Here is a 24,601-nt window from a genome sequence, read left to right on the forward strand (position 1 = left end):
AAAACAAAAAGAGGCACTTTCGCACCTCTTTTCTATATTGATTATTTTCTGATATTCAATACTTTGATAATCTCACGATATCTGTTAATTTCTTTCTTTTTCAAGTAATCTAACAAAGCTCTTCTTTTACCTACTAATAGTACAAGAGAACGCTCAGTGTTGTAATCGTGACGATTTTTTTTCAAGTGTTCAGTTAAGTGAGAAATTCTGTAAGTGAACAATGCAATTTGACCTTCTGCGCTTCCAGTGTTTGTTGCACCACCGTGTTGTGCGAAAATCTCTTCTTTCTTTTCTTTAGTTAAATACATTCCAATATTATTTAATGATTTTTATGTATGTCAGACAACTTTTGTAAGACGGGTGCAAAATTACATCTTTTTTCCGAAAAAATAAATTTAAACTTTGAAAATTTTAATAATTAATCAAATTCAGGTAAAAATAATCTCTTTTTGCTGATTTTGAACTAGTTTGATTTCAAATTCAGCTATTTGTGATTCGTTTGGAGATTAATTAACAAACTAAAACCTATTTTGATTTCGCAACTTTTTTACCCGTTTGTTTCTCATTTAAGGAAGAGTAAGAAAGTTTTATATTGTTTTCGTCTATGCTTGCTCCGGAAATTAAAACTCCCTGATCATAATTGTCTGTAAATGAAATTTTACGTAAAGCATCATTTCCTGTCCAGACACCTTGTTTTAAACCATTTTTAATAATTCCTTTTTGGGTTACAAACTTATCGGTTTCTTCATATTCTCCATTTCCGTCAACTACAGTTTGATTTTTATTTTCATCCCAAAAATTAAGAATTAAAGTTTGAGCTGTTTTGGTTTTAGGATTCCACGAATTCTGTTTTTCCGATTTTTTACTTTGGTTTTCATACCAATTAATCTCTTTCCCCACTTTATGGTCGTCAGAATAATTTACAACAGATTCTTTTGATCCATTTTTAAAATAACAAATAAACTCTCCGTCCTTTTTTAAAATGTCTCTGTCTAAAGTACAGCCCGTCATTTTTTTTCTTCCGTTTTTGTAAAAATCGGTTACAACATAGCGTGCGCTTTTTTGAGAATAATTAGTAATTACTCTGGTATAAACATAATTTTCGGGAGTAGCTTCACGATTTAATGAGTCAAGGAAAATTTTCTTTGAAACAACATTAATCTGCCCAAATAGATTGACTGAACTTATAAGAAGAAATATGATGAATACATTTTTTTTCATTCAGATCTATTTTTTATACATTAAAAATAGCTCTTCTAGAATAACTTAGCAACTTCTTGGTTAACAAACTCCAAAAATCTTTCGTCAGCTTCTGAAAAAGGATCAATTACGTGACTGTCAATATCAATTTGACCAATGTTTATTCCATTTACAAAAAGTGGAACAACGATTTCTGATTTTACAGTTAAACTGCAGGCAATATAATTGTCTTGTGCTTTTACATCTGGCACAACAAAATTAGCATTACTTTCAGCAACTTGTCCGCAGATTCCTTTTCCAAACGGAATAACAGTATGGTCTGTTTCAGCACCTACATACGGGCCTAAATGAAGTGTTTTGTTTTCGTGATTTGCAAAATAAAAACCAACCCAGTTGTAATATTCTACATTTTCGTTTAATAATTGGCAGACAGCTAATAGTTTTTCGTCTCTAACCTTGTTATTATCAGATACTATAGTGCTTATTTTTGGTTGTAATTCTTGAAATGTCATGATTTGAAAATTTTATACAAAAGTATTTAAAGCTGAACTCAAAAAATACATAAATTTGAAAAAAAAATCTGTTGAAAAAATATCTAGCCCAATTCAAGCCGTTTTTAATTTTTATAGGTACTTTTTTTGCAGCTTATATTGCATTAACGCTATTATATAAATTTTATTTGAACAGTTTTAAAGCTGATGAAGTCGACGGAATTACAAATTTAGTTGGCCGTAATGTTGAGCAGCTGCTTCATGCTTTTAATTTTGATATAAAAGTTGAAAAAAGCTTTTCCAGTTCCTGGTTAGAAGTTTTGTATAACAATCATTACATTGTCAGAATTATTGAAGGGTGTAATGCTGTAAGCGTTATTATCTTATTTATTGCTTTTGTGCTTGCCTTTTCGGGGAAATTTAAAGTTACCTTATATTATATCCTTTTTGGGATTGTGTTTATTTATATTTTAAATATTGCCCGAATCGCTTTATTGACCATTTTATTGTTTCATTTTCCTGAAAAAAATCACCTTTTGCACGGCGTTCTTTTTCCGTTAATTATTTACGGAACCATTTTTATTTTATGGATTATCTGGGTTAATAAATTTTCGAAGTATGCTAAATAAAATCAGAGAAGAAAAAACAAAAATTTTCATTTCGACACTTGTTATTTGCTGTTTTGGATTAATCCGAGCTTTTGAAAGTTCTCTGTTTTATGATCCCTTCTTAGATTATTTTGAAAAGGACTTTAATAATATAAAATTACCAGAAGTCGATTCGTTAAAACTCTTCCTGAACCTTTTGCTTCGGTTTGTTTTAAACACAGCGCTATCACTTATTCTAATTTACACCCTTTTTAGAGATAAAGGAATTTTAATTTTTAGTTCCTTTTTATACGCATTGTTTTCAGTCGTTCTTTTCGCAATGTTTTTTATTATTGTCGAATATTTTCCGGAGAAAAGCTGGCTCTTGTTTTATGTTCGAAGATTTATCATTCAGCCTATATTTGTGCTTTTGTTTATTCCTGCATTTTACTATCAGCTTCAAAATTTAAAAAAATAACATTTCATTTAAATTTTATCTGAGTCTTTTTAAATACTTTTGCAGTATGAGTATAAAAAAGTGCACAGTTTTATTTTTAGCGTTCCTATTGTTGGTTTCCAACGTTGGGTTTGCTTTTGATGTGCATTATTGCGGAGGAAAAATAGCTTCTGTTTCTTTAAATACTTCAGCTTCGGCATCACCAGAGAAAAAATGCTGCGGTGAAAAAGAAAAAAAATCATCTTGCTGCAAGGACAAGGTTGTAAAATTTGAAAAAAAATCAAGCGATGCAACTTTTAAAGTTTTCTTTTTCCAGCTTGCATTTCCGGCTGTAATTCAGGAATACAAACTAATTGCGTTTTTGTCAATTCCAAATTTCAAAAACAATCAAGTTATTTCGTATTATTCAGATGCGAATGCGCCCCCCTTATTCAAATTATACAATCAATACATTTTTTATTCCTGATTTTAATGTTTAGAATCAAGCCTTCTTTACATGGCTTGCAATGAACTGTTTGAATGTTTCTTGTTTTGGAGAAACTCAAAACAGAATTTCTAAATAACATTAAAATCTTTTTTTATGCCAAAAAATATCATGCTTTTTGCGATGTTTTTGCTTTCGGTTTCTGTGTTCTCGCAAGAAAATCTAGAGGAAGTAAAAGTCAAAAAAAAGCAAAAAGGAATTACAAAATCCTATACCGTAACAGCAAACACGTCTTTAATTACGAGTAAAGAACTTTTAAAAGCTGCATGTTGTAATCTTGCCGAAAGCTTTGAGACAAATCCATCCATTGATGTCAATTTTTCTGATGCTTTAACAGGAACGAAACAAATCAAAATGCTGGGTTTAACAAGTCCGTATTTAATGATTACCGAAGAAAATATTCCTTCGGTTCGCGGAGCGTCGCAAGCTTATGGTTTATCATTTACGCCTGGAACCTGGATCGAGAGCGTTCAGATTACCAAAGGTGCCGGAAGTGTTATTAATGGTTACGAAAGTATTTCGGGACAAATAAATACCGAACTTTTAAAGCCATTAAGTGACATTCCTTTTTTCCTGAATGCCTACGGATCAACAGATTCAAGATTTGAATTGAACACCCATTTTAATAAAAAGTTGTCTGATAAATGGGCGACAAGTTTATTTGTTCACGGAAATACGCGTGTTGCAAAAAACGATATGAATGATGACGGTTTTTTAGACAATCCGCTAGGAAAACAAATCAATGTTTTAAACCGATATCAATATTATGATCCCGAAAGTGGTTTGGTAAGTTTTATCAATTTTAGATATATGAATGATAAAAAACAAACTGGAGAGGTTGATTTTGATAAAGACCGAGATCGCGGAACTACAAATCATTGGGGTTCAGAAATCAATACAGAACGTTTTGATGTGTCTACAAAAATAGGTTATGTTTTTAAAGATATGCCATATCAAAGCATCGGGTTTCAAAATGCATTCAACAGTCATAAACAGGATTCGTATTTTGGTTTAAATCAATATGATATTAAGCAGAATAGTTTTTATTCGAATTTAATTTTCAATTCGATCATCAATAATACGAAGCATAAATTTACAACCGGTTTAAATTTTTCATACGATCAATACCAGGAATTTGTAAATGTTACAGATTACAGCCGAATCGACAATTCGGTTGGAGCGTTTTTTGAATATACCTATGATAACACCGATAACTTCAGTATCATTTTAGGAGGAAGAGTTGATAATCATAATCGTTTAGGATTTTTTGCTACGCCAAGACTTCATGTTAGGTACAATCCTTGGAAAAATGGAGTAATTCGTTTTTCTGCCGGAAGAGGAAAACGTTCGGCTAATATTTTTGCAGAGAATCAACAGCTTTTTGCCAGTTCAAGAACATTTTCAATTTTAGATAACAGCGGAAAAATTTATGGATTAAATCCGGAAATTGCATGGAATTATGGAGTGAGTTTTTCGCAGAAATTTAAACTTTTCGGTAAAAATGCCGATGCTGGATTTGACATTTACAGAACCGATTTTCAAAACCAAGCCGTTGTAGATTTAATGCAGAGTCCGCAAGAAGTTTTGTTTTATAATTTAAAAGGAAGTTCTTTTGCGAATAGTATTCAGGTAGAATTTAATTACGAGTTAATTCACAACTTAAATTTAAGAACAGCTTATAAATACTATGACATTCAAACCGATTATTTAAGAGGAACTTTTCAGCGTCCGCTTCAGGCGAAACATCGTTTTCTTGGGAATTTAGAATACGAAACTGTTCTGAATAATGACAAACAATGGAAGTTTGATTATACTTTTAATTGGTCTGGAAAACAACAGCTTCCGTACACAGCGTCAAATCCTGCTGAAGATCAGTTTCCTGATTTCTCGCCTTCGTATGTTGTTATGAATGCTCAGGTTACAAGGGTTTTTTCGTCAGTTTTTGAGGTTTACATTGGAGGAGAAAATATTGGAAATTACAAACAGCAAAAAGCAATTTTAGGAGCGAATGATCCTTTCGGGCCAAATTTTGATGCTTCGGTTGCTTATGCGCCAATTTTTGGGCAGATGTATTATGCCGGATTACGATTTAAAATAAAATAATAAATTTATAACACTAAATAACAGACAATGAAAAATTTGATTTTAATAACAATGATAACTTTTTTAGGATTTTCGGCTCAGGCTCAAACTAAAAAAAATAAGAATTTAAAATATACTGTAGAAGTTAACGGAAACTGCGAACAATGTAAAAAACGTATTGAGAAAGCTGCATTTGGAGTTCCGGGTGTAAAAACCGCTTCTTGGGATATTAGCACGCATCAGCTTACTGTGATTTTAAACGAAGAAAAATCTTCTCCACAAGATTTGAATGTCGCTATTGCAAAAGTGGGACACGATACAAAAGAAGTAAAAGCCACAGATGCCGATTATGAAAATCTTCATTCTTGCTGTAAGTATGAGAGAGAAAAATAATTTTAAAAGCCCGAGTTAATCTTCGGGCTTTTTTATATAGTTAATTTATCTTTAAAATATGGCTTTTAATTGTGGTTAAGGTAAATAATTGTTAATTTCACAAACTTATAAGTATAACCAAATTCGTTTTATGAATAATTTTGAGTGGACCCAGTTACTAAACCCTGAATTCTATATAACTTTAAGTATCGGAGGTTTTGAGATTGGGTTATTTATCGTTCTGTTTATAGTTTTTGCTGAAACAGGACTTTTTGCAGGTTTCTTTCTTCCAGGAGATAGTTTGCTTTTTCTAGCTGGAATTTATAGCCGCGACTTAATTCAAAATGTTGTTTATATTCCGGGAGATTTTATCAATGTATTTTTGCTTTCTACTGCGGTAGCAATTATGGGGGTTTTAGGAAACATGACCGGTTATTGGTTTGGGGCAAAAAGCGGTTATTATTTATTTAAAAAAGAAGATACATTTTGGTTTAAGAAAAAATACCTTTTGCAATCAAAAGATTTTTTTGAAAAATACGGCGGAAAAGCAATTATTTATGCCCGTTTCCTGCCAATCTTTAGAACTTTTGCACCAATTATTGCCGGAATAGTTTCTATGGATAAAAAGAAATTCATGTTTTATAACATCTTAAGTTCTTTCTTATGGTCCTTCATTTTAATCTTTGCCGGACATTATTTGTATGGTGTATTTCTAAAACAAGGAATTGACTTAAAAGAACATATTGAATACATTATCATTATAATTGTTCTAATATCTACATTCCCGGTTTTACTTAAACTTTTGAAGAAAAGGCCAACTGAAAAAATATAATTAAAGAATAAAATAAAAAAGTCCGAAGTTTTAAAAGCTTCGGACTTTTTTTATGTTTTTCAGTATGAGATAGTTTTTAATCAAGAAATATAATGGAAAAAACTTCAGTTGCTAAGGTTTTTTATTAAAATTGTTTTTTATCTGAAGTAGAATAAAAACTCTGAAAATTGTAATAACAATTAACAATTAACAATTAACAATTATAAAATCCTACCACTCATTAACCTTATTAGCATCCATTTTTAAGAAGATAAACAATAAAATAGTGAATCCCCAAAGTCCCGAACCTCCGTAAGAAAAGAAAGGCAGAGGTACACCAATTGTTGGGAAAATCCCAATAACCATGGCAATGTTTACAAAGAAGTGTATGAATAAAATTCCGGCAACGCAATAGCCATAAACCCGACTGAATTTAGTCTTTTGCCTCTCAGCCAAATAAATTACTCTCAGGAATAACCCTGTAAAAAGTAAAATAACAACCAGAGAACCCGTAAATCCCCATTCTTCACCAACAGTTGTAAAAATATAATCCGTATGTTGCTCAGGAACGAATCCTCCTTTAGTTTGAGTTCCTTCCAGAAATCCTTTTCCAATCCATCCTCCAGATCCAATAGCAATTTCAGATTGGTTTGTATTATAACCAATACCTTTCATGTCAACGCTTTTTCCTAAAAGAATATTGAAACGGTCTCTGTGGTGCTGTTTAAATACATTGTCAAATACATAATCAACAGAAAGAACAAATCCAGAGATCAGAGCCAATAAAATAGCACTTAAAAGGAGATTTCTATCAACAGCTCTTCCTTTAAAATGTATAATAATTAGAACGCCCAGCGCAATTAAAATAACTACATAAGGTTCTAAAATAAGCGTTAATACAAATAATAAAATGGTAATAAAACCAGTCCACACATACCAGGACGGCAATCCCTCTCTAAATAAAACAAGAATAAAAACGCTGTAGATTAATGCGCTTCCCGGATCGGGCTGCGGTAAAATAAGCATTACAGGTAAAAATACAATTGCTAACGCCTGCAGCTGCCTGTTTGTTTCTTTAAGGTTAATTTGTGTATCACTTAAATATTTGGCTAATGCCAATGATGTAGCTGCTTTTGCAAACTCTGACGGCTGAAGCGTAAAACTTCCTATAGCATACCAGCATCGCTGACCGGCAATTGTTTTTCCAAAAAGAAACAATCCGGCCAAAGACAATAATGCCACACCAAAAATAATACTAGCGTATTTTTCGTAAAATTTTCCATCAACAAAAAGCACAACAAAAATTAGTGGAATAGTACATCCAATAAAAATTAATTGTTTTTGATACGTTCCATCGGTTGATAATAATGAAGAGGAATAAATATTCAGCCACCCCAATGTTACCAGCGCAATGTAGATAAAGACACTTATCCAGTCAATGTTATTTTTTACACTTTGATTTTTCATTTGAAATAATCTTAATTCTTTTTAGTAGTGTCTATTGTTGTTTTTTTAACTTCTGTTTTTGGAGCAGTTACCGTTTTAGGAACTACAATCTTAGCTTTTAAAACAGAATCTTTTGGTGTTGATTCGATTGCGCTTGCCTCGTTCATTCCGCCTAATTTGGCATATTCAGCCGCTAAACTTTTATTTAAAACACGAACTTCTAAATCAGTTCTTGTGATTTTCTTTCTTAAATATTTTTCGATCATTAAACTGGCAATCGGCCCTGCGACAGTTGCTCCAAAACCTCCATTTTCAATCATAACTGCAATTGCAATTTTCGGATTATCTTTTGGTGCAAAAGCCACAAAAATAGAGTGGTCTTTAAGCTTTTCTCTTTTACCGTTTATTTTAGCGTAATTCTCAGCTGTTCCCGTTTTACCGCAAATATCAATTCCGTTTACTCTAAGTGCGTAAGCCGTACCTTTGTTGTAAACATCGAATAATCCGCTGATAACTGGTGGGAAATATTTTTGATCAATAGTTGTGGTATGCTTTTCTGTAAACTTATGATCAATTTTTTTACCCTCAATTTTTTTAATGATATGAGGCGTATAATAATATCCTTGATTCGCAACTGTTGCCATCATATTTGCTAACTGGATAGGAGTCATTAAAACCTCTCCCTGTCCAATAGCGTTTGATACAATAGTTGAGCTTCGCCAGCCGCCGTTAGGATAGATTTTTTTGTATGTTTTTGATGTTGGAATATTACCTTTTTTACCCGTTGGTAAATCATAACCCATAAATTGCCCTAAACCAAAACTTTTTACGTGATCGCTCCATACATCTACAGCTTTGCCCGGATCTGAATATTTGTTAATCGTTAACATATATGCCTGTCCAAAGTAAGTGTTGCAGGAATTATAAATTCCATTATGCAGTTGATGAGGTCCAAAACCGTGGCATTTCATAAAACGACCACCACCATAACTAAAACCATGGTGACACATAAAAGTAGTCTGCTCGTTGATAACACCTTCTTGCAATGCCACTAAACCTGTTAGAATTTTAAACGGAGAACCCGGAGGATATTCGGCTAAAAGTCCACGGTCATATAAAGGTTTTGCGATAGAATCATGATATAATAGCGTATAGTTTTTAGATCTTTGTCTTCCAACCATAATACCCGGATCATAAGAAGGAGCGGTTACAAGGGCTAATATTTCGCCAGTTTTCGGTTCAATAGCAACAATTCCGCCTCGTTTATTAATCATCAATTCTTCGCCATATTTTTGAATTTCGGCATCAATAGTTAAATTGATGTCTTCTCCGGCAACAGCGATTGTATCATATTTACCTTCTTTATAGGCTCCGATTTCTCGATTATATTTGTCTTTCTGAATATATTTTACGCCTTTTATACCACGTAAAATTTCTTCGTAGCTTTGTTCTACACCTTGTTTTCCAATTAAATCACCACTGTTGTAATACGGATTTTCTGCAATTTGTTTTTCATTTACCTGAGTGATAAAACCAAAAATATTAGCACCGTAATCTACTTCGTAATCACGAAGAGAACGCTTTTGAAAATAGAAACCTTCATACTTTCTAATTTTTTCCTGAAAAGCAGCAAATTCAGTTTTATTTAACTGAGATAAAAATACTGATGGAAGCCTAGGGCTGTAAACTCTGGCCTTTGCAATTCTTTTTTCGTAATCTTCTTTTGTGATATTTAAAAGCGAGCAAAATTCTGTAATATTAAGGTCTTCTTTGATATCACGTGGAATTACCATGATATCATACGAAGCCTGATTGGCAACTAATAACTTGCCATTTCGGTCGTAAATATAACCACGTTCCGGATAGTCATAGACTTTCTTAATCGCATTATTTTCTGATTTCAATTTGAATGAATCATCAACAATTTGCAGATAAAATATCCGAATCACTAGCAAAGATGCTGCAATAATAATTAAAGAGGGCAGCAGAACTTTTCTCATCGTTTATTGGGCTTAATAATATAAATTATTATAATTGAAGTGATTATTGTAAAAATAGAACTAAATAGTGTTCGTAGTAAAATATCGAATATGAACTTAAACTGAAAAGCTTCTAATGTAAATAGTACAATATGATGTAATAAAACAGAAACCAGAATAAATGAAAACCGTTCAGGTGTTAAAGATTCATTCAGTTTAATGGTTTGATATTCATAGCTTAATCCGAATGAAAACTTAAAAATATATGGTCGATAGTAAGCAAGAATCACACAAGCTGTAGCGTGAATTCCACCAGAATTACAAAACATATCCATTACTAATCCTAGTAGAAAGCTGGAAATAATTAATCCCGCTCTGTTACTGTTTACCGGATATAAAATAATGTACAAGATATATGGAAAAGGACTTATGTATCCTAGAAAATTCATGTTGTTAAAAATAACAATCTGAATTGCCAGCAACATAATAAATCGAAAAATATTTACTAACAAAGCGCTACTCATTTTTTTCCTTGCTTTTGTTTTCTAGATTAATAAGCTCTTCTCTGTCCTTACTCTTGATAATGTATACGTGACCTAAGTTTGTCATATCGTTAAAAAGTTTAACTCTTATAACATAAAAACTTGAATTGTCTTTTTTGTATATATTTTCTACAGTACCAATATTAATTCCTTCCGGAAAAATTACAGATTGTCCTCCGGTAACAATAGTATCTCCTTTTCTTACAGAGGCTAATCTAGGAACATCTTCCAGTTGTACAAATCCAGTACTTTTTCCGTCCCAGGTTAAAGAACCAAAGTGATTTGTCTTTTTTAGTTTAGCATTTATCTGTGATTTCATATTCAAAATGCTCACTACAGTTGAGTAATTTGTTGAAGTGTTGTCGATGACTCCAATAATTCCTAAGCTGTTGATAACCCCCATATCTTGTTTAACTCCTTCTTTGCTTCCAGAGTTAAGTGTAATAAAGTTTTCGTGTGTGCTGTAAGAGTTGTGAATTACTTTTGAAACGATAATATCTGCAGGTTTTACTCCTTTAATGCTATCTGGTAATGGTGCTTTTGTTGTGTCTTCTTTATTGAATAAAAGACTTTTTAACCTTGCGTTTTCAAGTACAAGTTCGTCGTTTTCGGTTCTTAAATTCAAATATTCGTTTACATGATTGATTCTTTCATAAACACCTCCGCTCAAAAAATTTGCGGAACTGATTACTCTGCTTCTGTGGTACGAATGCGATTGAATTGTGAGAGTCAACGAAATACCTAAAAGCAGCAAAAACAGCAATCGATTACTGTTTCTTATAATGAAATTAAAAATTTGCTGCATTTCGTGTCTGGTTATTTTGTTTCAGGATATGCTTTAAGGTTTCAAATTTTATTAAGGTCAAATATTAGAAATTTGACCCTAATAAAAGTATATTGATTGTTATTTTTGAATCTTATTTGATTAAGATACTTTTAAATTTTGCGATGTTTTTAAGCGCCATTCCTGTACCGCGAACAACTGCTCTTAACGGATCTTCGGCAATGTAAACTGGTAAATCTGTTTTTTGAGAAATACGTTTGTCAAGACCTCTTAACATAGATCCTCCACCAGCTAAATAAATACCAGTATTGTAAATATCGGCAGCTAACTCAGGTGGAGTTTGAGATAATGTTTCCATTACGGCATCCTCAATACGCTGAATAGATTTGTCTAATGCTTTTGCAATTTCACGGTAAGAAACATCAACTTGTTTTGGTTTCCCTGTAAGTAAGTCTCTACCTTGAACTGACATATCTTCTGGCGGTCCGTCTAAATCTTCGATAGCCGCTCCAATTTGAATTTTAATTTTTTCAGCAGTACTTTCTCCTACGAAAAGGTTATGCTGTGTACGCATGTAATAAACAATATCGTTTGTGAAAACGTCCCCTGCAATTTTTACAGATTTGTCGCAAACAATTCCGCCTAATGCGATAACGGCAATTTCTGTTGTACCACCCCCGATATCAACAATCATGTTTCCTTTTGGCTGCATGATATCGATGCCAATACCAATTGCGGCTGCCATAGGCTCATGAATCAAATAAACTTCTTTTCCGTTTACTCTTTCACAAGATTCTTTTACCGCTCTCATTTCCACCTCCGTAATACCAGAAGGAATACAAACTACCATGCGTAATGCAGGAGTAAACATTCTCTTTTTTAATGCAGGAATACTTTTAATGAACATGTTGATCATTTTTTCCGAAGCATCAAAATCGGCAATTACACCATCTTTCAAAGGCCTTATGGTCTTGATGTTTTCATGCGTTTTACCTTGCATCATGTTGGCTTCCTTACCAACAGCAATGATTTTGCCTGATATTCTATCACGTGCAACGATTGACGGACTATCAATAACAACTTTATCATTATGAATGATTAAAGTGTTTGCGGTACCAAGGTCTATCGCAATATCCTCGGTCATGAAATCAAAAAATCCCATAAGTTTTTTAGGGGTTTAAAATGTTATAAAATAATTTATCGAACAAAGTTAAACAAATTAATGTTTAAAATGACGTGTTCCTGTAAATACCATTGCAAGATTATTTTCATTGCAATAATTTATGCTTAATTCATCTTTTATCGAACCTCCCGGCTGAATTACTGCGGTTATTCCTGCTTTTTTAGCTAATTCTACACAATCCGGAAATGGGAAAAATGCGTCACTTGCCATTGAAGCTCCAGTTAAATCAAATCCAAAAGCTTTTGCCTTGTCAACTGCTTGAACTAAAGCATCAACTCTTGAAGTCTGACCTGTACCAGATGAAATTAATGTTCCGTTTTTTGCAAAAACAATGGTATTTGATTTTGTATTCTTGCAAATTTTTGATGCAAAGATCAAATCTTCGATCTCCTGAGCAGTAGGTTCTGTTATTGTAACGGTTTTTAAATGCTCTTTATTATCTGTAATATTATTTCTGTCCTGAATTAACAAACCATTAAGACATGTTCTAACTTGTCTTGAAGGTAATTCAACTTCATTTTGAACTAAAATAATTCTGTTTTTCTTTTCTTGTAAAACAGTAATCGCTTCATCATCATAACTTGGAGCAATTACAACTTCGCAGAATAATTTATTGATTTCCTGTGCTGTAGCTAAATCAATTTTAGTGTTTGAAATCAAAACACCTCCAAAAGCAGATGTAGGATCACAAGCCAAAGCTGCTAAATAAGCTTCGCTGATGGTTTTTCTTGAAGCTAAACCGCAAGCATTATTATGTTTTAAAATAGCAAATGTTGGCCCGTCAGTTTTAAATTCAGCAATTAAATTAACAGCAGCATCAACATCTAATAAGTTGTTGTAAGATAACTCTTTTCCGTGAACTTTTTTGAACATAGCATCAAAATCTCCAAAGAAAAATCCTTTTTGATGTGGGTTTTCACCGTATCTTAAAACTTGTCCGTTATCAATACTTTCTTTGTAGATCGTTTCATCTGTATTGAAATAGTTAAAAATCGCACCATCATAGTGAGATGAAACGTGAAACGCTTTAGTAGCTAACAATCTTCTGTTTTCAAGAGTTGTAGCGCCATTTTGTTCTGTAATTAAATCTAAAAGTAAGCTGTATTCGTTAACCGAAGCAACAATTACAGTGTCTTTGAAATTTTTTGCACCAGCACGAATTAAAGAAATTCCGCCAATATCAATTTTTTCAATAATATCTTGTTCGCTTGCACCAGAAGCAACTGTTTTTTCAAAAGGATACAAATCAACAATTACTAAATCAATCTGAGGAATATCAAATTCTTTCATTTGCTGAACATCGCTTTCATTATCCTGACGATTTAAAATTCCGCCAAAAATTTTCGGATGTAAAGTTTTTACCCTTCCGCCAAGAATTTCAGGGAAAGAAGTAATGTCTTCAACAGGAACTACCGGAATTCCTAGGTTTTTAATAAAATCTTCTGTTCCTCCAGTTGAGTAAAGTGTTACGTTTTGTTCGTGTAATTTTCTAACGATTGGTTCTAATCCATCTTTCGAAAAAACAGATATTAACGCTGATTGTATTTTTTTAGTTGTGCTCATTGTGTAGTTATGATTTTCAGACTGCAAAAGTAGTTTTTTTATATATTATTTTAAAAGAAATTAATGTAACATTCTCTTAAAAAAATCTACTGATGAGTAAGTTAACTTTTATTAGGTTTTTGTTTTTAAATTATTGAATTTTACTTTATTGAAAAATACTATTATATGCTTCTTTATTTAAGATTATTAAAAGAAAGTCTGAGTTTTGCCATAAATGCTTTGCGAAATAATAAACTGCGTACATTATTGTCACTGCTTGGCGTTACAATTGGTATTTTTTCAATAATTGCCGTCCTGGCCGCAGTTGATTCTTTAGATAAAAAAATCTCTAAAGATTTGAGCAGCTTAGATAAAAATACGATTTATTTAATGAAATATTGTTTTGGACCATCTGAAATTCCACAATGGAAGAGAGAACAGTTTCCAAATGTGAAATACGATGAATATGTAGGATTGAAAAATTCTATGAATAATACAGATCAGGTAGGTTATCAGCTTTTTGTAAATCATGAAACTTTAAAATACGATTCAAAGACTGTTGCCGATGTAAATATCGTTCCGTCTTCATTTGAAATGGTAAATATTGACGGATTAAGTTTTGATAAGGGAAGGTTTTACAATGAATCTGAATCAAACTCCGGAACTGCTGTTATAGTTTTAGGATATGAAATTGCTCAAGGCCTTTTTGGAAGTATGGATCCGCTTGGAAAAAATATTCGTCTTTACGGACAGCGTTTTACTGTTATTGGAGTAATCGCAAAACAAGGAGCAGGATTTTTTGGAGACAGTAACGATACTTCAGTTTATTTACCTGCAAACTTTTTACGCCGAATGTACGGAGACAGCGACGCCATGACTCCGGTTATTGTTTTAAAACCAACAAAAGGTGTTGATATGGACGCTTACAAAGCAGAAGTAGCACAAAAACTTAGAGCCATTCGCGGAATGAAGGCGGGAGAAATGGATAACTTTTTTATAAATGTACTTTCTGGTTTTACTGATTTTATTGACGGTATTTTAGGTCAAATGAATGTAGTGGGATGGATTATCAGCGGTTTTTCTCTTTTAGTCGGTGGTTTCGGAATTGCCAATATTATGTTCGTTTCAGTAAAAGAAAGAACGAATTTAATTGGAATTCAAAAATCATTGGGAGCAAAAAATCGTTTTATATTATTTCAGTTTTTATTTGAAGCCATAATTCTTTCTGTTATTGGCGGAATTATTGGTTTACTGATGGTCTGGGGAATTTCAATTATCTTAACAAAAGCACTTGATTTTGAATTTGTTTTAAGTTTAGGAAATATACTTCTAGGAACCAGTTTAGCAGCATTGATTGGACTGATTTCGGGAATACTTCCAGCAATTTCTGCTGCAAATTTAGATCCTGTTGAAGCAATTCGAACCGGGATGTAAAATATTGTTTTTTGTTTCTATATGATTTTTGAAGATTAGAATTAGTTAGGTTTTTTTGTAAATGAACAATTTAAATCACTAAACGTATGAGCTTTATCTTAAAACATGTTGATACCGTTGAATCTATTTCTAGAAGTGATTTTAAAAAGAACTATTTAGATAAAAGAAAACCTTTAATTATAAAAGGACTGACAAAAGACTGGCCTGCAAGAGACAAATGGTCGACGGATTATTTTAAGCAGATTGCAGGAGATATTGAAGTAAAACTAGTGGATAATTCTAAAGCAGATCCAACTAAAGTAATTAATGCTTCAATCGCCAGTATGAAATTTGGCGAGTATCTCGATCTAATAAAAAGAGAACCAACAGATTTACGTATTTTTTTCTTTAATCTCTTCAAACATAAACCCGAATTAGTTAATGATGTAAAAGTTCCAAAAGAATTAATGGGCGGTTTTATAGAAAGTATGCCGGCTATGTTTTTTGGAGGTTCAAATGCTGTTACTTTTTTGCATTATGATATCGATTTGCCTCATCTTTTTCATACCCATTTTGGTGGCCGAAAACATATTATATTGTTTGATTACAAATGGAAAAAACGGCTTTATTGTGTTCCAAATACCACTTATGCTTTAGAAGATTATGACGTCGCCAATCCCGATTTTGAAAAATTTCCTGCTCTAAAAGGTGTCGAAGGTTACGAAGTTTTTCTCGAACATGGAGATACTTTATTTATGCCAACCGGAATGTGGCACTGGATGCGTTATATAGATGGTTCTTTTTCTCTAAGTCTTCGCGCCTGGGATTCATCCATTACCCGAAAAATGGCGAGCGTTTGGAGTTTATTTATGCATGGCGCAGTTGACAGTGTCATAAAGGTAGTTTTTAGAGAACGTTATGCTATTTGGCGAGAAAAACTGGCTTTTAAAATTGCGGAGAAAGAATTGAAAAAGGATTTGAAAAAAGCGGGGTAATTTAGAATTCTAATTGTATAAATGTATCCAAATATTATTTTTTTGCCTTCTCTAATTTTGGTTTTATAAAAGGAAATGTTATTCTGTCTTGATCCCATTTAATATTTTCTGAATTGTAGTACGCGTTGTTTTTCTTGTATTTCAAAACAGTATCTTCTTCTTGCGTTGTTCTTCTGATGAAATATTTGTCTCTTTCTTTGAGTGACAATTTGATTGCTTTAACTAAATCAAAATAATTCTTAGTCTTTAAGGTATCAACTTTTGATGAGATGAAAGTCAGATTTCGAAATTTATCTTTATAATTCAATTTTACGAATTCAGAGATAGAATTATTTGGTATCTTAATTAAATCTTTAGGCTGTAGATTTATGTAATCCGGAATTGTATCACTTCTTTTCCAATTTCCACAAATATGGCCAACGTTGCCTCTTTTAAAATAATAAATTATTGAATCAGAATCGATAATGAAAGTATTTGTTCCATAAACTAAAAAGCCTGGAATTGGTGGTGGAAGAATAGTATCACCGTTAATAATTTGTCTGTTGTTCTCCTGAGAAATAATATACGGTTTGTTTTTAATTATCATTTTTGTTTCTTTCTTGTCACAATTCAAAAGAAGCAAACAAATCATAAACCCAATAAAAATTCTCGCCATACCAATAAGATTTAAAATAAAGATATAAAAAAATCCCAAGAAGCAATTTCTTGGGATTTTTTGTAGAATTCAATACATTTTTGAAAATCTTATTTATCTTTTAATAATTTTTCCAAGTACTCAACTTTTTCTTTTTCTGCCTGAAGCATACGTTCGTAAAGTTCAATTACTTTATCTAACGGATTGAATGTACAATGAGTTGGATTGAACATTCCATTTATTCCAGTACTGGTGCTGTTGTCATAAAAACTATTAAAATAATTAATCATATTTTCTTCGGTAAAGTTTTTTATTGCTTCAACACTAACGCCAAGTGCTTTTGCTACTTCTGCAAGTTTTTGATCATCTATGGTTTCGCTGTTTTCCATAGCAGAAATCGACTGCTGATTTGTACCTAAAGCCTGCGCAAGAGCTTCCTGTTTCATATCTTTAAGTTCACGAATACGGCTTATTTTTCGTCCTATATGGTTTTGTTTTGTTGCTGTGCTCATAGTTCAAAGATATTTATAATGCTTTAATAAAAATTGGTTTTGGTAAAAAACAAGTCCGTTTCTGTAAGATACATTTTTTAATAGTTTCCTTGGGATAAAACTATTATTGCAGAAACAAAAATACAATTTTTCAGACAAGTATTAATTAGTTGAGATTAAAATCGCAAGTCAAAAAAATTCCGTAGGAATTAAATATTGGTAGCAACGGAATTTATTCCGTTGTGAGATAAAATGACAAGTTCAGAGGTTCTGTAGAAACGATATATATTTAACAATTCAATATTAGTTTTTATTTGGAAACTTCATTTTAGTTCGATCCCATTTAATAGAATCAGAGTAATAGTAATCACTATTGTTTTTGTATTTCAAAACAGTATCTTCTTCTTGAGTTGTTCTTCTTATGTAGTATGTTTGTATAATGTTGCTTTTTAAAAAATCCAAAAAGTAAGGATTTTTAATTGTATCGCTTTGTGAACCTATTATTAAAACATGTCTCTTTTTCTCTTTTGATAAAATATTTTCGGTTAGAAAATCACTTAGACATTTTTTTGGAATTTTGACAATGTCTTTCGGTTGTAGATCAAGAAAATGTGGGAGTGTATCTTTTTCTCTACCGTAGCTGCATAAGATTTCAATATGTTCTTTTTGATAAAAATATAAATTCCCTTTTTTGTCAATTATTAATTGGCTTTCTCCATAGAAAAACCCTTTTGTTGATGGAGGATGTACTTTTAATGAATCGTAATATTTTTCAAGTTCTTTGTCTTCATAGGAGATGATGTAAGGTTTGTTTTTATTAACAGCTTTTTCCTCTTTTTTGGCACAATTCAAAAGAAGCAAACAAATCATAAAACCAACAAAAATTCTAGTCATAAAGAATGAGATTTAAAATAAAGATATAAAAAAATCCCATCAGCCGAAGCGAATGGGATTTTATATGTTTTAGAAGTTTAAAAACTATCTAATATCATTATTCTGAATCAAATCGATATACAAATTAATTTTGTCTTTCAATTCTTTTCTAGGCGTGATAAAGTCTAGGAAACCGTGCTCTAAAAGAAACTCAGCCGTTTGGAAACCTTCTGGTAAATCTTTTCCTGTAGTATCACGTACAACACGAGGACCAGCAAAACCAATCAAAGCGCCCGGCTCAGAGATGTTGATGTCTCCTAACATTGCGTAAGATGCAGTTGTTCCACCCGTTGTTGGATCTGTACAAAGAGAGATATAAGGTAATTTAGCTTCTGCTAATTGAGCTAGTTTTACAGAAGTTTTTGCTAATTGCATTAAAGAATAAGCAGCTTCCATCATACGAGCTCCACCAGATTTAGAAATCATAACAAAAGGCAATTTGTTTTTGATCGCGTGATCAATACCTCTTGCAATTTTTTCACCTACAACTGCTCCCATAGATCCACCAATAAAGGCAAAATCCATACAGCAAATTACAAGTTCTCTTCCTTTAGATTTTCCTACTCCCGTACGTACAGCGTCTTTAAGATGAGTTTTTTCCATTACATCTTTCAATCTTTCTGCATATTTTTTTGTGTCCACAAAATGCAGAGGATCTTTTGATGTCATGTTTTTATCTAACTCAACAAATTCGTTGTTGTCGAATAAAATTTCAAAATAGGTTGCGCTTCCAATTCGAACGTGAAAATCATCTTCAGGGCTTACGAATAAGTTTCTTGCTAATTCGTCTGCATCAATAATTTTTCCTGTTGGAGATTTGTACCACAATCCTTTCGGAACGTCCATCTTATCTTCTGTCGCGGTCGTAATCCCTTTTTCCTGTCTTTTAAACCAAGCCATTTTTTAAAATTTAAGATTTAAGATTTTAGACTTTAGATTTTAGATTCCAAAAAGAAATCTAAAATCTAAAATCAGATATCTAAAATTATAGTGTATTCACATTGTTTAAATCTGCAAAAGCTTGTTCAAGTCTTGCGTTGAATGTCACTTCGCTTTCACGAACCCATCTTCTTGGATCGTAATATTTTTTGTTTGGAGCATCAGCACCTTCTGGGTTACCAATTTGTGATTTTAAATAGTCAAGATTTTTAACCATATAATCACGGATTCCTTCAGTGTATGCAAACTGTAAATCAGTATCGATGTTCATTTTGATAACTCCGTAGCTAATTCCTTCTCTGATTTCTTCAAGTGTAGAACCTGAACCTCCGTGGAAAACGAAATCAACTGGGTTATGTCCAGTGTTGAATTTGTTTTGAACGAAATCCTGAGAATTTTTTAAGATTTTTGGAGTTAATTTTACGTTTCCTGGTTTGTAAACACCGTGAACGTTTCCAAATGCAGCAGCAATTGTAAACTTAGGACTTACTTTAGATAATTCTTCGTAAGCATAAGCTACTTCTTCTGGCTGAGTGTATAATTTTGAGCTATCTACGTCTGAGTTGTCAACACCATCTTCTTCACCACCTGTAATACCAAGCTCGATTTCTAATGTCATACCCATTTTGCTCATTCTAGCTAAATATTCTTTACAGATCTCGATGTTTTCTTCGATTGGCTCCTCAGACAAATCGATCATGTGAGAACTAAATAATGGTTTTCCTGTTTCTGCAAAATGTTTTTCAGAAGCATCTAATAAACCATCAATCCAAGGCAATAATTTTTTTGCACAGTGGTCAGTATGTAAAATTACAGTTGCTCCGTAAGCTTCTGCCAAAGTGTGAATATGTTTTGCTCCGGCGATACCACCAGCGATAGCTGCTTTTTCACCTGCGTTAGATAAACCTTTTCCAGCGTTAAATTGTGCTCCTCCGTTTGAAAATTGAATGATAACTGGCGCATTTAGTTTTGCTGCAGTTTCAAGAACTCCATTGATTGTGCTTGACCCAGTTACGTTAACTGCTGGTAAAGCAAAACCTTTTTCTTTTGCATAATTAAAAATCTCCTGAACCTGATCTCCTGTAGCTACTCCTGGTTTAATGTTGTGTGCCATTGTAATTTTTTTTATAGTTGTTTTTAGTTTTTAGGTTGCAAAAATAAGAATTAATTAGCATTAGAAAGGATAATTTATTCCAAAATTTAAAACCGAGTGCCCAAAATTGTATTCTTTAAACCATCTGTCGCCCTCGTCATGCGCCGGATTATAGGTCTTGAAGCCTAAATCTAATCGAATAACAAAAAAACTTAAATCGTATCGTAAACCAAATCCAGAACCCAAAGCAATTTCATCTAAATCGTTTAAGCTGTTAAATCTTGCCTTGTCATCAATCACATTATCGAACACATTCCAGATATTTCCGGCGTCTGCAAAGAGCGCTCCTTTAACATCTCCAAAAATCTTAAAACGAAATTCGGCGCTTAAAGCAATTTTCATATTCGCCTCGTTAAAATCGTTTAAAGCATTTGTGCTTCCGGGACCAAGAGAGTAGGGCTGCCATGCGCGATTATCATTTGATCCTCCAGAATAATAACTTCGTGAGAACGGAATGTAATCTGAATTTCCAAACGGAACAGCGATTCCGAAAAAGCTTCTAACAGCCAACACTTTTTCTTTTCCAAAATCCCAGTGTTTGATATAATCGAATTCGGTTTTTAAGTATTCAGAATATTCTAAATTAAAAATCGAATAATTTCCATTTGCATTTTTTTCCAATTTTGCAATGCTTGAAATCGCTGATAATAAAGTTCCTGCAGATTCTATTTTTGTTTTAAACTGATAAAAAGTATTATCAGCAAGATCTTTTTTTGTTGTTTTGGTAAACGTATAACTTGTGGCAAGAATAAAGTCATTCTCGGTCAAACGAACTCTTCTTTCCTCTATACTTTGTACATCTTTATATTCAGGATCTCCCGGAACTAAAGCTGTGTTTCCAGTTAAAACGTCATTAGTAAAGCCGGTAGTTCCGTTAGGAATCGTTAAATTTTTGTCGAGTTCATTATCAAAATTACCTGGATTTGTATTGTAATCTTTACCAATATCATTTAATTCATTATAAGATGAAGTATAAACATTAAAGTAATTATTCGGATTTAAATTTCGAACATACTGAGCGTTCAACAATTCCAGTTTAGCGGTATTGTATCTTTTAGGCGACCAATTGTACGAGATACCTCCAGTAAAATTTTCTTTATCTAAACCAATATTTTGCTGTTTCGAAAAACCTGACGTAATAGACGTATAAGGAATCATCCTCTTCGGGATAATTTTTTCTGTTCCAAAAGGAAGTAAAATCCTTGGAAAATTAAGCTTTAAGTCAAGTCCGTATTCCGAAACATTAAAAAAGTTATTATTCGGATTCGCCATATCTTTTGAAGAACCAATATTAGCACGTGCCGAAATTTCTAATGTTTCAGCCCTGTTGAATACGTTTCGAATAGTTTGAGAAATACTGGCTCCAATACCAAAATCCTGAATATTAGAGTGTGTTACGTCCAGAGTTGCTCCAAAACTGTATTTTTTCCTCGGCGTTAAATACACATTTGCAATTAAAGACTGTGCAGTCGAATCGCGTTTGTCTACTTCATATTGTATAGAAGGATAATTGAAAATTTTAAGATTGTTCAAATATCTGGAAGAAAGCGTTGTTCTTGTGTCGGAGTAAGTGCTTCCTTTATTAATAAAGATCGCATCTGTTATGGCACGAGGTTTATATTTTAGTTTTTTATAACTATATAAATTAAAGTTGTTGTACGTTGTACTGTCGTTAATTTTGCTTTTAGAATTCGCAGGAGAGTAATCAGTATAAATATTTACATCGCTGATTTTGTATAATTTAAAAGGTTCTGTTCTGCTTGAATCTCTTTCCTGAATATTGTTGTTGTTAATTATTAAAGTTACATCGGCTTTATGTTTTTTACCAATTGTATCAATATCAAAAGTTACGTAAGTTGGCTGAAAAAAGTAAGCGCCGTGATTTCTGTAATAAGTTGTAATACGATTTTTTTCTTCCTCAAAATCAGTAGTTTTATATTGATTTCCTGATTTTAAAAATGAAGGATCAGTATTTGTTTTGTATAATGAATCGAGTGCAGGAGTCAATATCTTGGTTTTAATCGTATCCAAAATATAACCCGGTCCTGTGGTGATAATGTAATTTATATGGGCTTTTTTTCGGGCAATACTATCAATTGTATAATCTGTTGATACATTAAAATAACCATTATTGAAATAGTAGAATTTTAAACGCTGTAAAGATTTTTTGGTTCTTGCTGTGTCAATAATTACAGGCGGTTCACCAGTATTTTTCAAAAATTCATGAATACCTTTATATAAAAAAGACTGGCCAAGTCTGTCTACTTGTTTGGCAGATAATAGTTTTGCCTGACGTTCGTATAAGCCCGGGTGATTTTTAAATTTAGCCTGATAAGTCGAATCCGGATTTAAGTTTGCCAGATTGTATAAGTTTAAACGCAGTTTGTATCCTAATAAAGTACCATTGGGTTTTTGGTACAATTGATTAGATGCATTTTCGTCGTTTGTATTTTTTCCGTTTACAACAATATTATTTTTTACAAGAAGGTTTTTTCCATCCGGAACTCTTTTTACAGCATTACAAGCGCAAATAAGTATTGCTATTAGAATAAATGCTGTTATTTTTGTGGAATTATTTTTCAAGTGTTTTTTAATATTTAATTCAAAAGTACATTTATTTTATGGTTAGTAAAAACCAAATAAAGCTTATATCAGGCCTGCATCAAAAAAAACAGCGTTTTGCAAATCAATTGTTTTTTGCCGAAGGAGTAAAGGTAATTCAGGAATTGTTGCAATCCAATTTTGAATTAGAGCATTTATACACCACGTTAAATGATTTTGAAGAAGTTCAAACTGCAAAACGAACTCTTATTAATGAACAAGAACTGAAAAAAATAAGTGCTTTAACAACTCCAAATTCTTGTTTGGCAGTTTTTAAAATGCCTGTAGAAAATCAAATCATAAATTCTGGTTTAATTCTGGCGTTAGACGATATTCGTGATCCCGGAAATTTAGGGACTATAATGCGTCTTTGCGACTGGTTTGGAATCAAACAAATTGTCTGTTCAAAAGAAACAGTCGATATTTATAATCCAAAAGTAGTTCAGGCCACAATGGGATCAATTGCCAGGGTAAACGTAAATTATGTTGATCTAAAAACTTTTATAAGTCAAACAAAACTTCCTGTTTTTGGAACTTTTATGGATGGAAACAATATTTATCAATCGGATTTACCACAAAACGGAATCATTATTATGGGTAATGAAGCCAATGGTATTTCGGCAGAAATTGAAAAAATAGTTACCAGCCGACTTACAATTCCAAGATTTGGAGAGCTGCAAAAAACCGAAAGTTTAAATGTAGCTACTGCAACAGCAATTATTCTAAGTGAATTTAAACGAAATAGTTAAGATTTTGTTTTAATGAAATGTGAAATTTATTAAAATAGCTCTCGATTTCATTGAATCTATATTATCAGTATACGGACTTACCGGATGTTCTGGGGTTACATTATCACGAATTAACTCGTCAGTAATACCAAACATACCTCTAATAGAAGGAGAGAAGATGAAATATTCTGTAAAGAAATCAATTCCAAAACCTAATTCGTAAGCAGCTGTCCATTGTTTAACCCTGAATTTACCTTCAAAGTTATCATCGATAGAACTTGAGTTGCTTGATAGATTTAAAGTCGTTGACATTCCGCCTACTAAATAAGGACGAATGTTTCCGGTTCTTAAAGAGGAGAACTTTAATAATAATGGAAAGTGAATGTAAGTACTATTCACTTCTCGTAAATAATCTTTTTCTAAGTTTCCAACTCCGGGAAAATATAAATCTCTTTTCGTATAGTATAAACCTGGTTCAAAACGCAAATTGATATATTCCTGCAGTCTTAAATCGGCAACAACACCCACATTAAAACCGGTTGTTTTTTTTACCTGAATATCTTTTTGAACTACATCTTTGTAATCAAATTTAAAATCAAAACTATTAAAGCCTAAATAATAACCGAAATAGACACGTTGTTTCTGCCAGTTTTCAAGGTTAATAATAGGATCTTTACTAAACATACTTTTAGCAAATTGAGAATATCCTTTTGTCGTTAAGACTAATAAAAATACGATTACAATTTTTTTCATA

General features: G+C 32.4%; 25 protein-coding genes. 9 read left to right on the forward strand and 16 right to left on the reverse strand.

The window, feature by feature from the left end:
- Positions 1–41: 41 nt before the first annotated feature.
- The 3 genes from rpsO to J2Y38_RS06215 form a co-directional block, all read right to left on the reverse strand.
- Complete coding sequence (gene rpsO / locus J2Y38_RS06205) at positions 42–308, reverse strand: 30S ribosomal protein S15 (protein ID WP_007804772.1); 267 nt, start codon at positions 306–308, stop codon at positions 42–44.
- Between the two features lie 217 nt (positions 309–525).
- On the reverse strand, positions 526–1,221 hold the full coding sequence (locus J2Y38_RS06210) for a hypothetical protein (protein ID WP_309840638.1): 696 nt from the start codon (positions 1,219–1,221) through the stop codon (positions 526–528).
- A 35-nt stretch (positions 1,222–1,256) separates the two neighbouring features.
- On the reverse strand, positions 1,257–1,712 hold the full coding sequence (locus J2Y38_RS06215) for a GAF domain-containing protein (RefSeq protein ID WP_309840640.1): 456 nt from the start codon (positions 1,710–1,712) through the stop codon (positions 1,257–1,259).
- Positions 1,713–1,783: 71 nt separating this feature from the next.
- Here J2Y38_RS06215 and xrtF point away from each other — a divergent pair, with 71 nt between their 5' ends.
- The 6 genes from xrtF (at position 1,784) to J2Y38_RS06245 (ending at position 6,505) form a co-directional block, all read left to right on the forward strand.
- A complete protein-coding gene (xrtF, locus tag J2Y38_RS06220; RefSeq protein ID WP_309840641.1) occupies positions 1,784–2,320 on the forward strand; it encodes an exosortase family protein XrtF in 537 nt (178 codons plus the stop codon).
- Positions 2,310–2,756 (forward strand): exosortase F system-associated membrane protein, encoded by a 447-nt coding sequence (locus J2Y38_RS06225; RefSeq protein WP_309840643.1) that lies wholly within the window; start codon positions 2,310–2,312, stop codon positions 2,754–2,756. Before xrtF ends, J2Y38_RS06225 begins: the two co-directional genes overlap by 11 nt.
- A 46-nt stretch (positions 2,757–2,802) precedes the next feature.
- On the forward strand, positions 2,803–3,201 hold the full coding sequence (locus J2Y38_RS06230; protein ID WP_309840645.1) for an HYC_CC_PP family protein: 399 nt from the start codon (positions 2,803–2,805) through the stop codon (positions 3,199–3,201).
- 114 nt (positions 3,202–3,315) lie between these two features.
- Positions 3,316–5,322 carry a TonB-dependent receptor plug domain-containing protein gene (locus J2Y38_RS06235; RefSeq protein ID WP_309840647.1) on the forward strand — a complete coding sequence of 669 codons (2,007 nt, stop codon included), beginning with the start codon at positions 3,316–3,318 and terminating at the stop codon, positions 5,320–5,322.
- A gap of 27 nt (positions 5,323–5,349) precedes the next feature.
- Complete coding sequence (locus J2Y38_RS06240; protein ID WP_309840649.1) at positions 5,350–5,694, forward strand: heavy-metal-associated domain-containing protein; 345 nt, start codon at positions 5,350–5,352, stop codon at positions 5,692–5,694.
- Between the two features lie 130 nt (positions 5,695–5,824).
- Positions 5,825–6,505 carry a DedA family protein gene (locus J2Y38_RS06245; RefSeq protein ID WP_056207725.1) on the forward strand — a complete coding sequence of 227 codons (681 nt, stop codon included), beginning with the start codon at positions 5,825–5,827 and terminating at the stop codon, positions 6,503–6,505.
- 210 nt (positions 6,506–6,715) lie between these two features.
- On the opposite strand, the gene rodA is transcribed toward J2Y38_RS06245, so the two are convergent.
- The 6 genes from rodA to purH form a co-directional block, all read right to left on the reverse strand.
- Positions 6,716–7,951, reverse strand: a complete 1,236-nt coding sequence (rodA, locus tag J2Y38_RS06250; RefSeq protein ID WP_309840651.1) for a rod shape-determining protein RodA — start codon at positions 7,949–7,951, stop codon at positions 6,716–6,718.
- Between the two features lie 11 nt (positions 7,952–7,962).
- Entirely contained in the window at positions 7,963–9,930 is a 1,968-nt protein-coding gene (mrdA, locus tag J2Y38_RS06255) for a penicillin-binding protein 2 (protein ID WP_309840653.1), read from the reverse strand.
- Positions 9,927–10,433 carry a rod shape-determining protein MreD gene (locus J2Y38_RS06260; RefSeq protein WP_073483397.1) on the reverse strand — a complete coding sequence of 169 codons (507 nt, stop codon included), beginning with the start codon at positions 10,431–10,433 and terminating at the stop codon, positions 9,927–9,929. Before J2Y38_RS06260 ends, mrdA begins: the two co-directional genes overlap by 4 nt.
- Positions 10,426–11,256: a rod shape-determining protein MreC gene (mreC, locus tag J2Y38_RS06265; protein ID WP_291151676.1), complete on the reverse strand. Its 831-nt coding sequence runs from the start codon at positions 11,254–11,256 to the stop codon at positions 10,426–10,428. Before mreC ends, J2Y38_RS06260 begins: the two co-directional genes overlap by 8 nt.
- 112 nt (positions 11,257–11,368) lie before the next feature.
- On the reverse strand, positions 11,369–12,397 hold the full coding sequence (locus J2Y38_RS06270; protein ID WP_007804822.1) for a rod shape-determining protein: 1,029 nt from the start codon (positions 12,395–12,397) through the stop codon (positions 11,369–11,371).
- Positions 12,398–12,454: 57 nt separating this feature from the next.
- Positions 12,455–13,981 (reverse strand): bifunctional phosphoribosylaminoimidazolecarboxamide formyltransferase/IMP cyclohydrolase, encoded by a 1,527-nt coding sequence (gene purH, locus J2Y38_RS06275; protein ID WP_180856446.1) that lies wholly within the window; start codon positions 13,979–13,981, stop codon positions 12,455–12,457.
- Positions 13,982–14,146: 165 nt separating this feature from the next.
- Here purH and J2Y38_RS06280 point away from each other — a divergent pair, with 165 nt between their 5' ends.
- On the forward strand, positions 14,147–15,394 hold the full coding sequence (locus J2Y38_RS06280; protein ID WP_309840660.1) for an ABC transporter permease: 1,248 nt from the start codon (positions 14,147–14,149) through the stop codon (positions 15,392–15,394).
- Positions 15,395–15,480: 86 nt separating this feature from the next.
- Entirely contained in the window at positions 15,481–16,368 is an 888-nt protein-coding gene (locus J2Y38_RS06285) for a cupin-like domain-containing protein (protein WP_309840662.1), read from the forward strand.
- A 34-nt stretch (positions 16,369–16,402) separates the two neighbouring features.
- Here the strand turns inward: J2Y38_RS06285 and J2Y38_RS06290 are convergent, their stop codons facing one another.
- The 6 genes from J2Y38_RS06290 to J2Y38_RS06315 form a co-directional block, all read right to left on the reverse strand.
- Positions 16,403–16,954 carry a hypothetical protein gene (locus J2Y38_RS06290; RefSeq protein ID WP_309840664.1) on the reverse strand — a complete coding sequence of 184 codons (552 nt, stop codon included), beginning with the start codon at positions 16,952–16,954 and terminating at the stop codon, positions 16,403–16,405.
- A gap of 158 nt (positions 16,955–17,112) precedes the next feature.
- Positions 17,113–17,514, reverse strand: coding sequence for a helix-turn-helix transcriptional regulator (locus J2Y38_RS06295; protein ID WP_309840665.1), 402 nt, complete (start codon positions 17,512–17,514; stop codon positions 17,113–17,115).
- A 282-nt stretch (positions 17,515–17,796) separates the two neighbouring features.
- Entirely contained in the window at positions 17,797–18,387 is a 591-nt protein-coding gene (locus tag J2Y38_RS06300; protein WP_309840667.1) for a hypothetical protein, read from the reverse strand.
- Between the two features lie 84 nt (positions 18,388–18,471).
- Entirely contained in the window at positions 18,472–19,326 is an 855-nt protein-coding gene (gene accD, locus J2Y38_RS06305; RefSeq protein ID WP_026728501.1) for an acetyl-CoA carboxylase, carboxyltransferase subunit beta, read from the reverse strand.
- Positions 19,327–19,411: 85 nt separating this feature from the next.
- Positions 19,412–20,479, reverse strand: a complete 1,068-nt coding sequence (gene fbaA, locus J2Y38_RS06310) for a class II fructose-bisphosphate aldolase (protein WP_035645669.1) — start codon at positions 20,477–20,479, stop codon at positions 19,412–19,414.
- A 60-nt stretch (positions 20,480–20,539) separates the two neighbouring features.
- Positions 20,540–23,101: a BamA/TamA family outer membrane protein gene (locus J2Y38_RS06315; RefSeq protein WP_309840672.1), complete on the reverse strand. Its 2,562-nt coding sequence runs from the start codon at positions 23,099–23,101 to the stop codon at positions 20,540–20,542.
- Positions 23,102–23,139: 38 nt separating this feature from the next.
- Here J2Y38_RS06315 and J2Y38_RS06320 point away from each other — a divergent pair, with 38 nt between their 5' ends.
- Positions 23,140–23,868, forward strand: coding sequence for an RNA methyltransferase (locus J2Y38_RS06320; protein WP_180856440.1), 729 nt, complete (start codon positions 23,140–23,142; stop codon positions 23,866–23,868).
- 9 nt (positions 23,869–23,877) lie between these two features.
- On the opposite strand, the gene J2Y38_RS06325 is transcribed toward J2Y38_RS06320, so the two are convergent.
- Entirely contained in the window at positions 23,878–24,600 is a 723-nt protein-coding gene (locus tag J2Y38_RS06325; protein WP_180856439.1) for a porin family protein, read from the reverse strand.
- Position 24,601 lies beyond the last annotated feature (1 nt).

The sequence above is a fragment of the Flavobacterium sp. 2755 genome (assembly GCF_031455715.1).
Taxonomy (GTDB): domain Bacteria; phylum Bacteroidota; class Bacteroidia; order Flavobacteriales; family Flavobacteriaceae; genus Flavobacterium.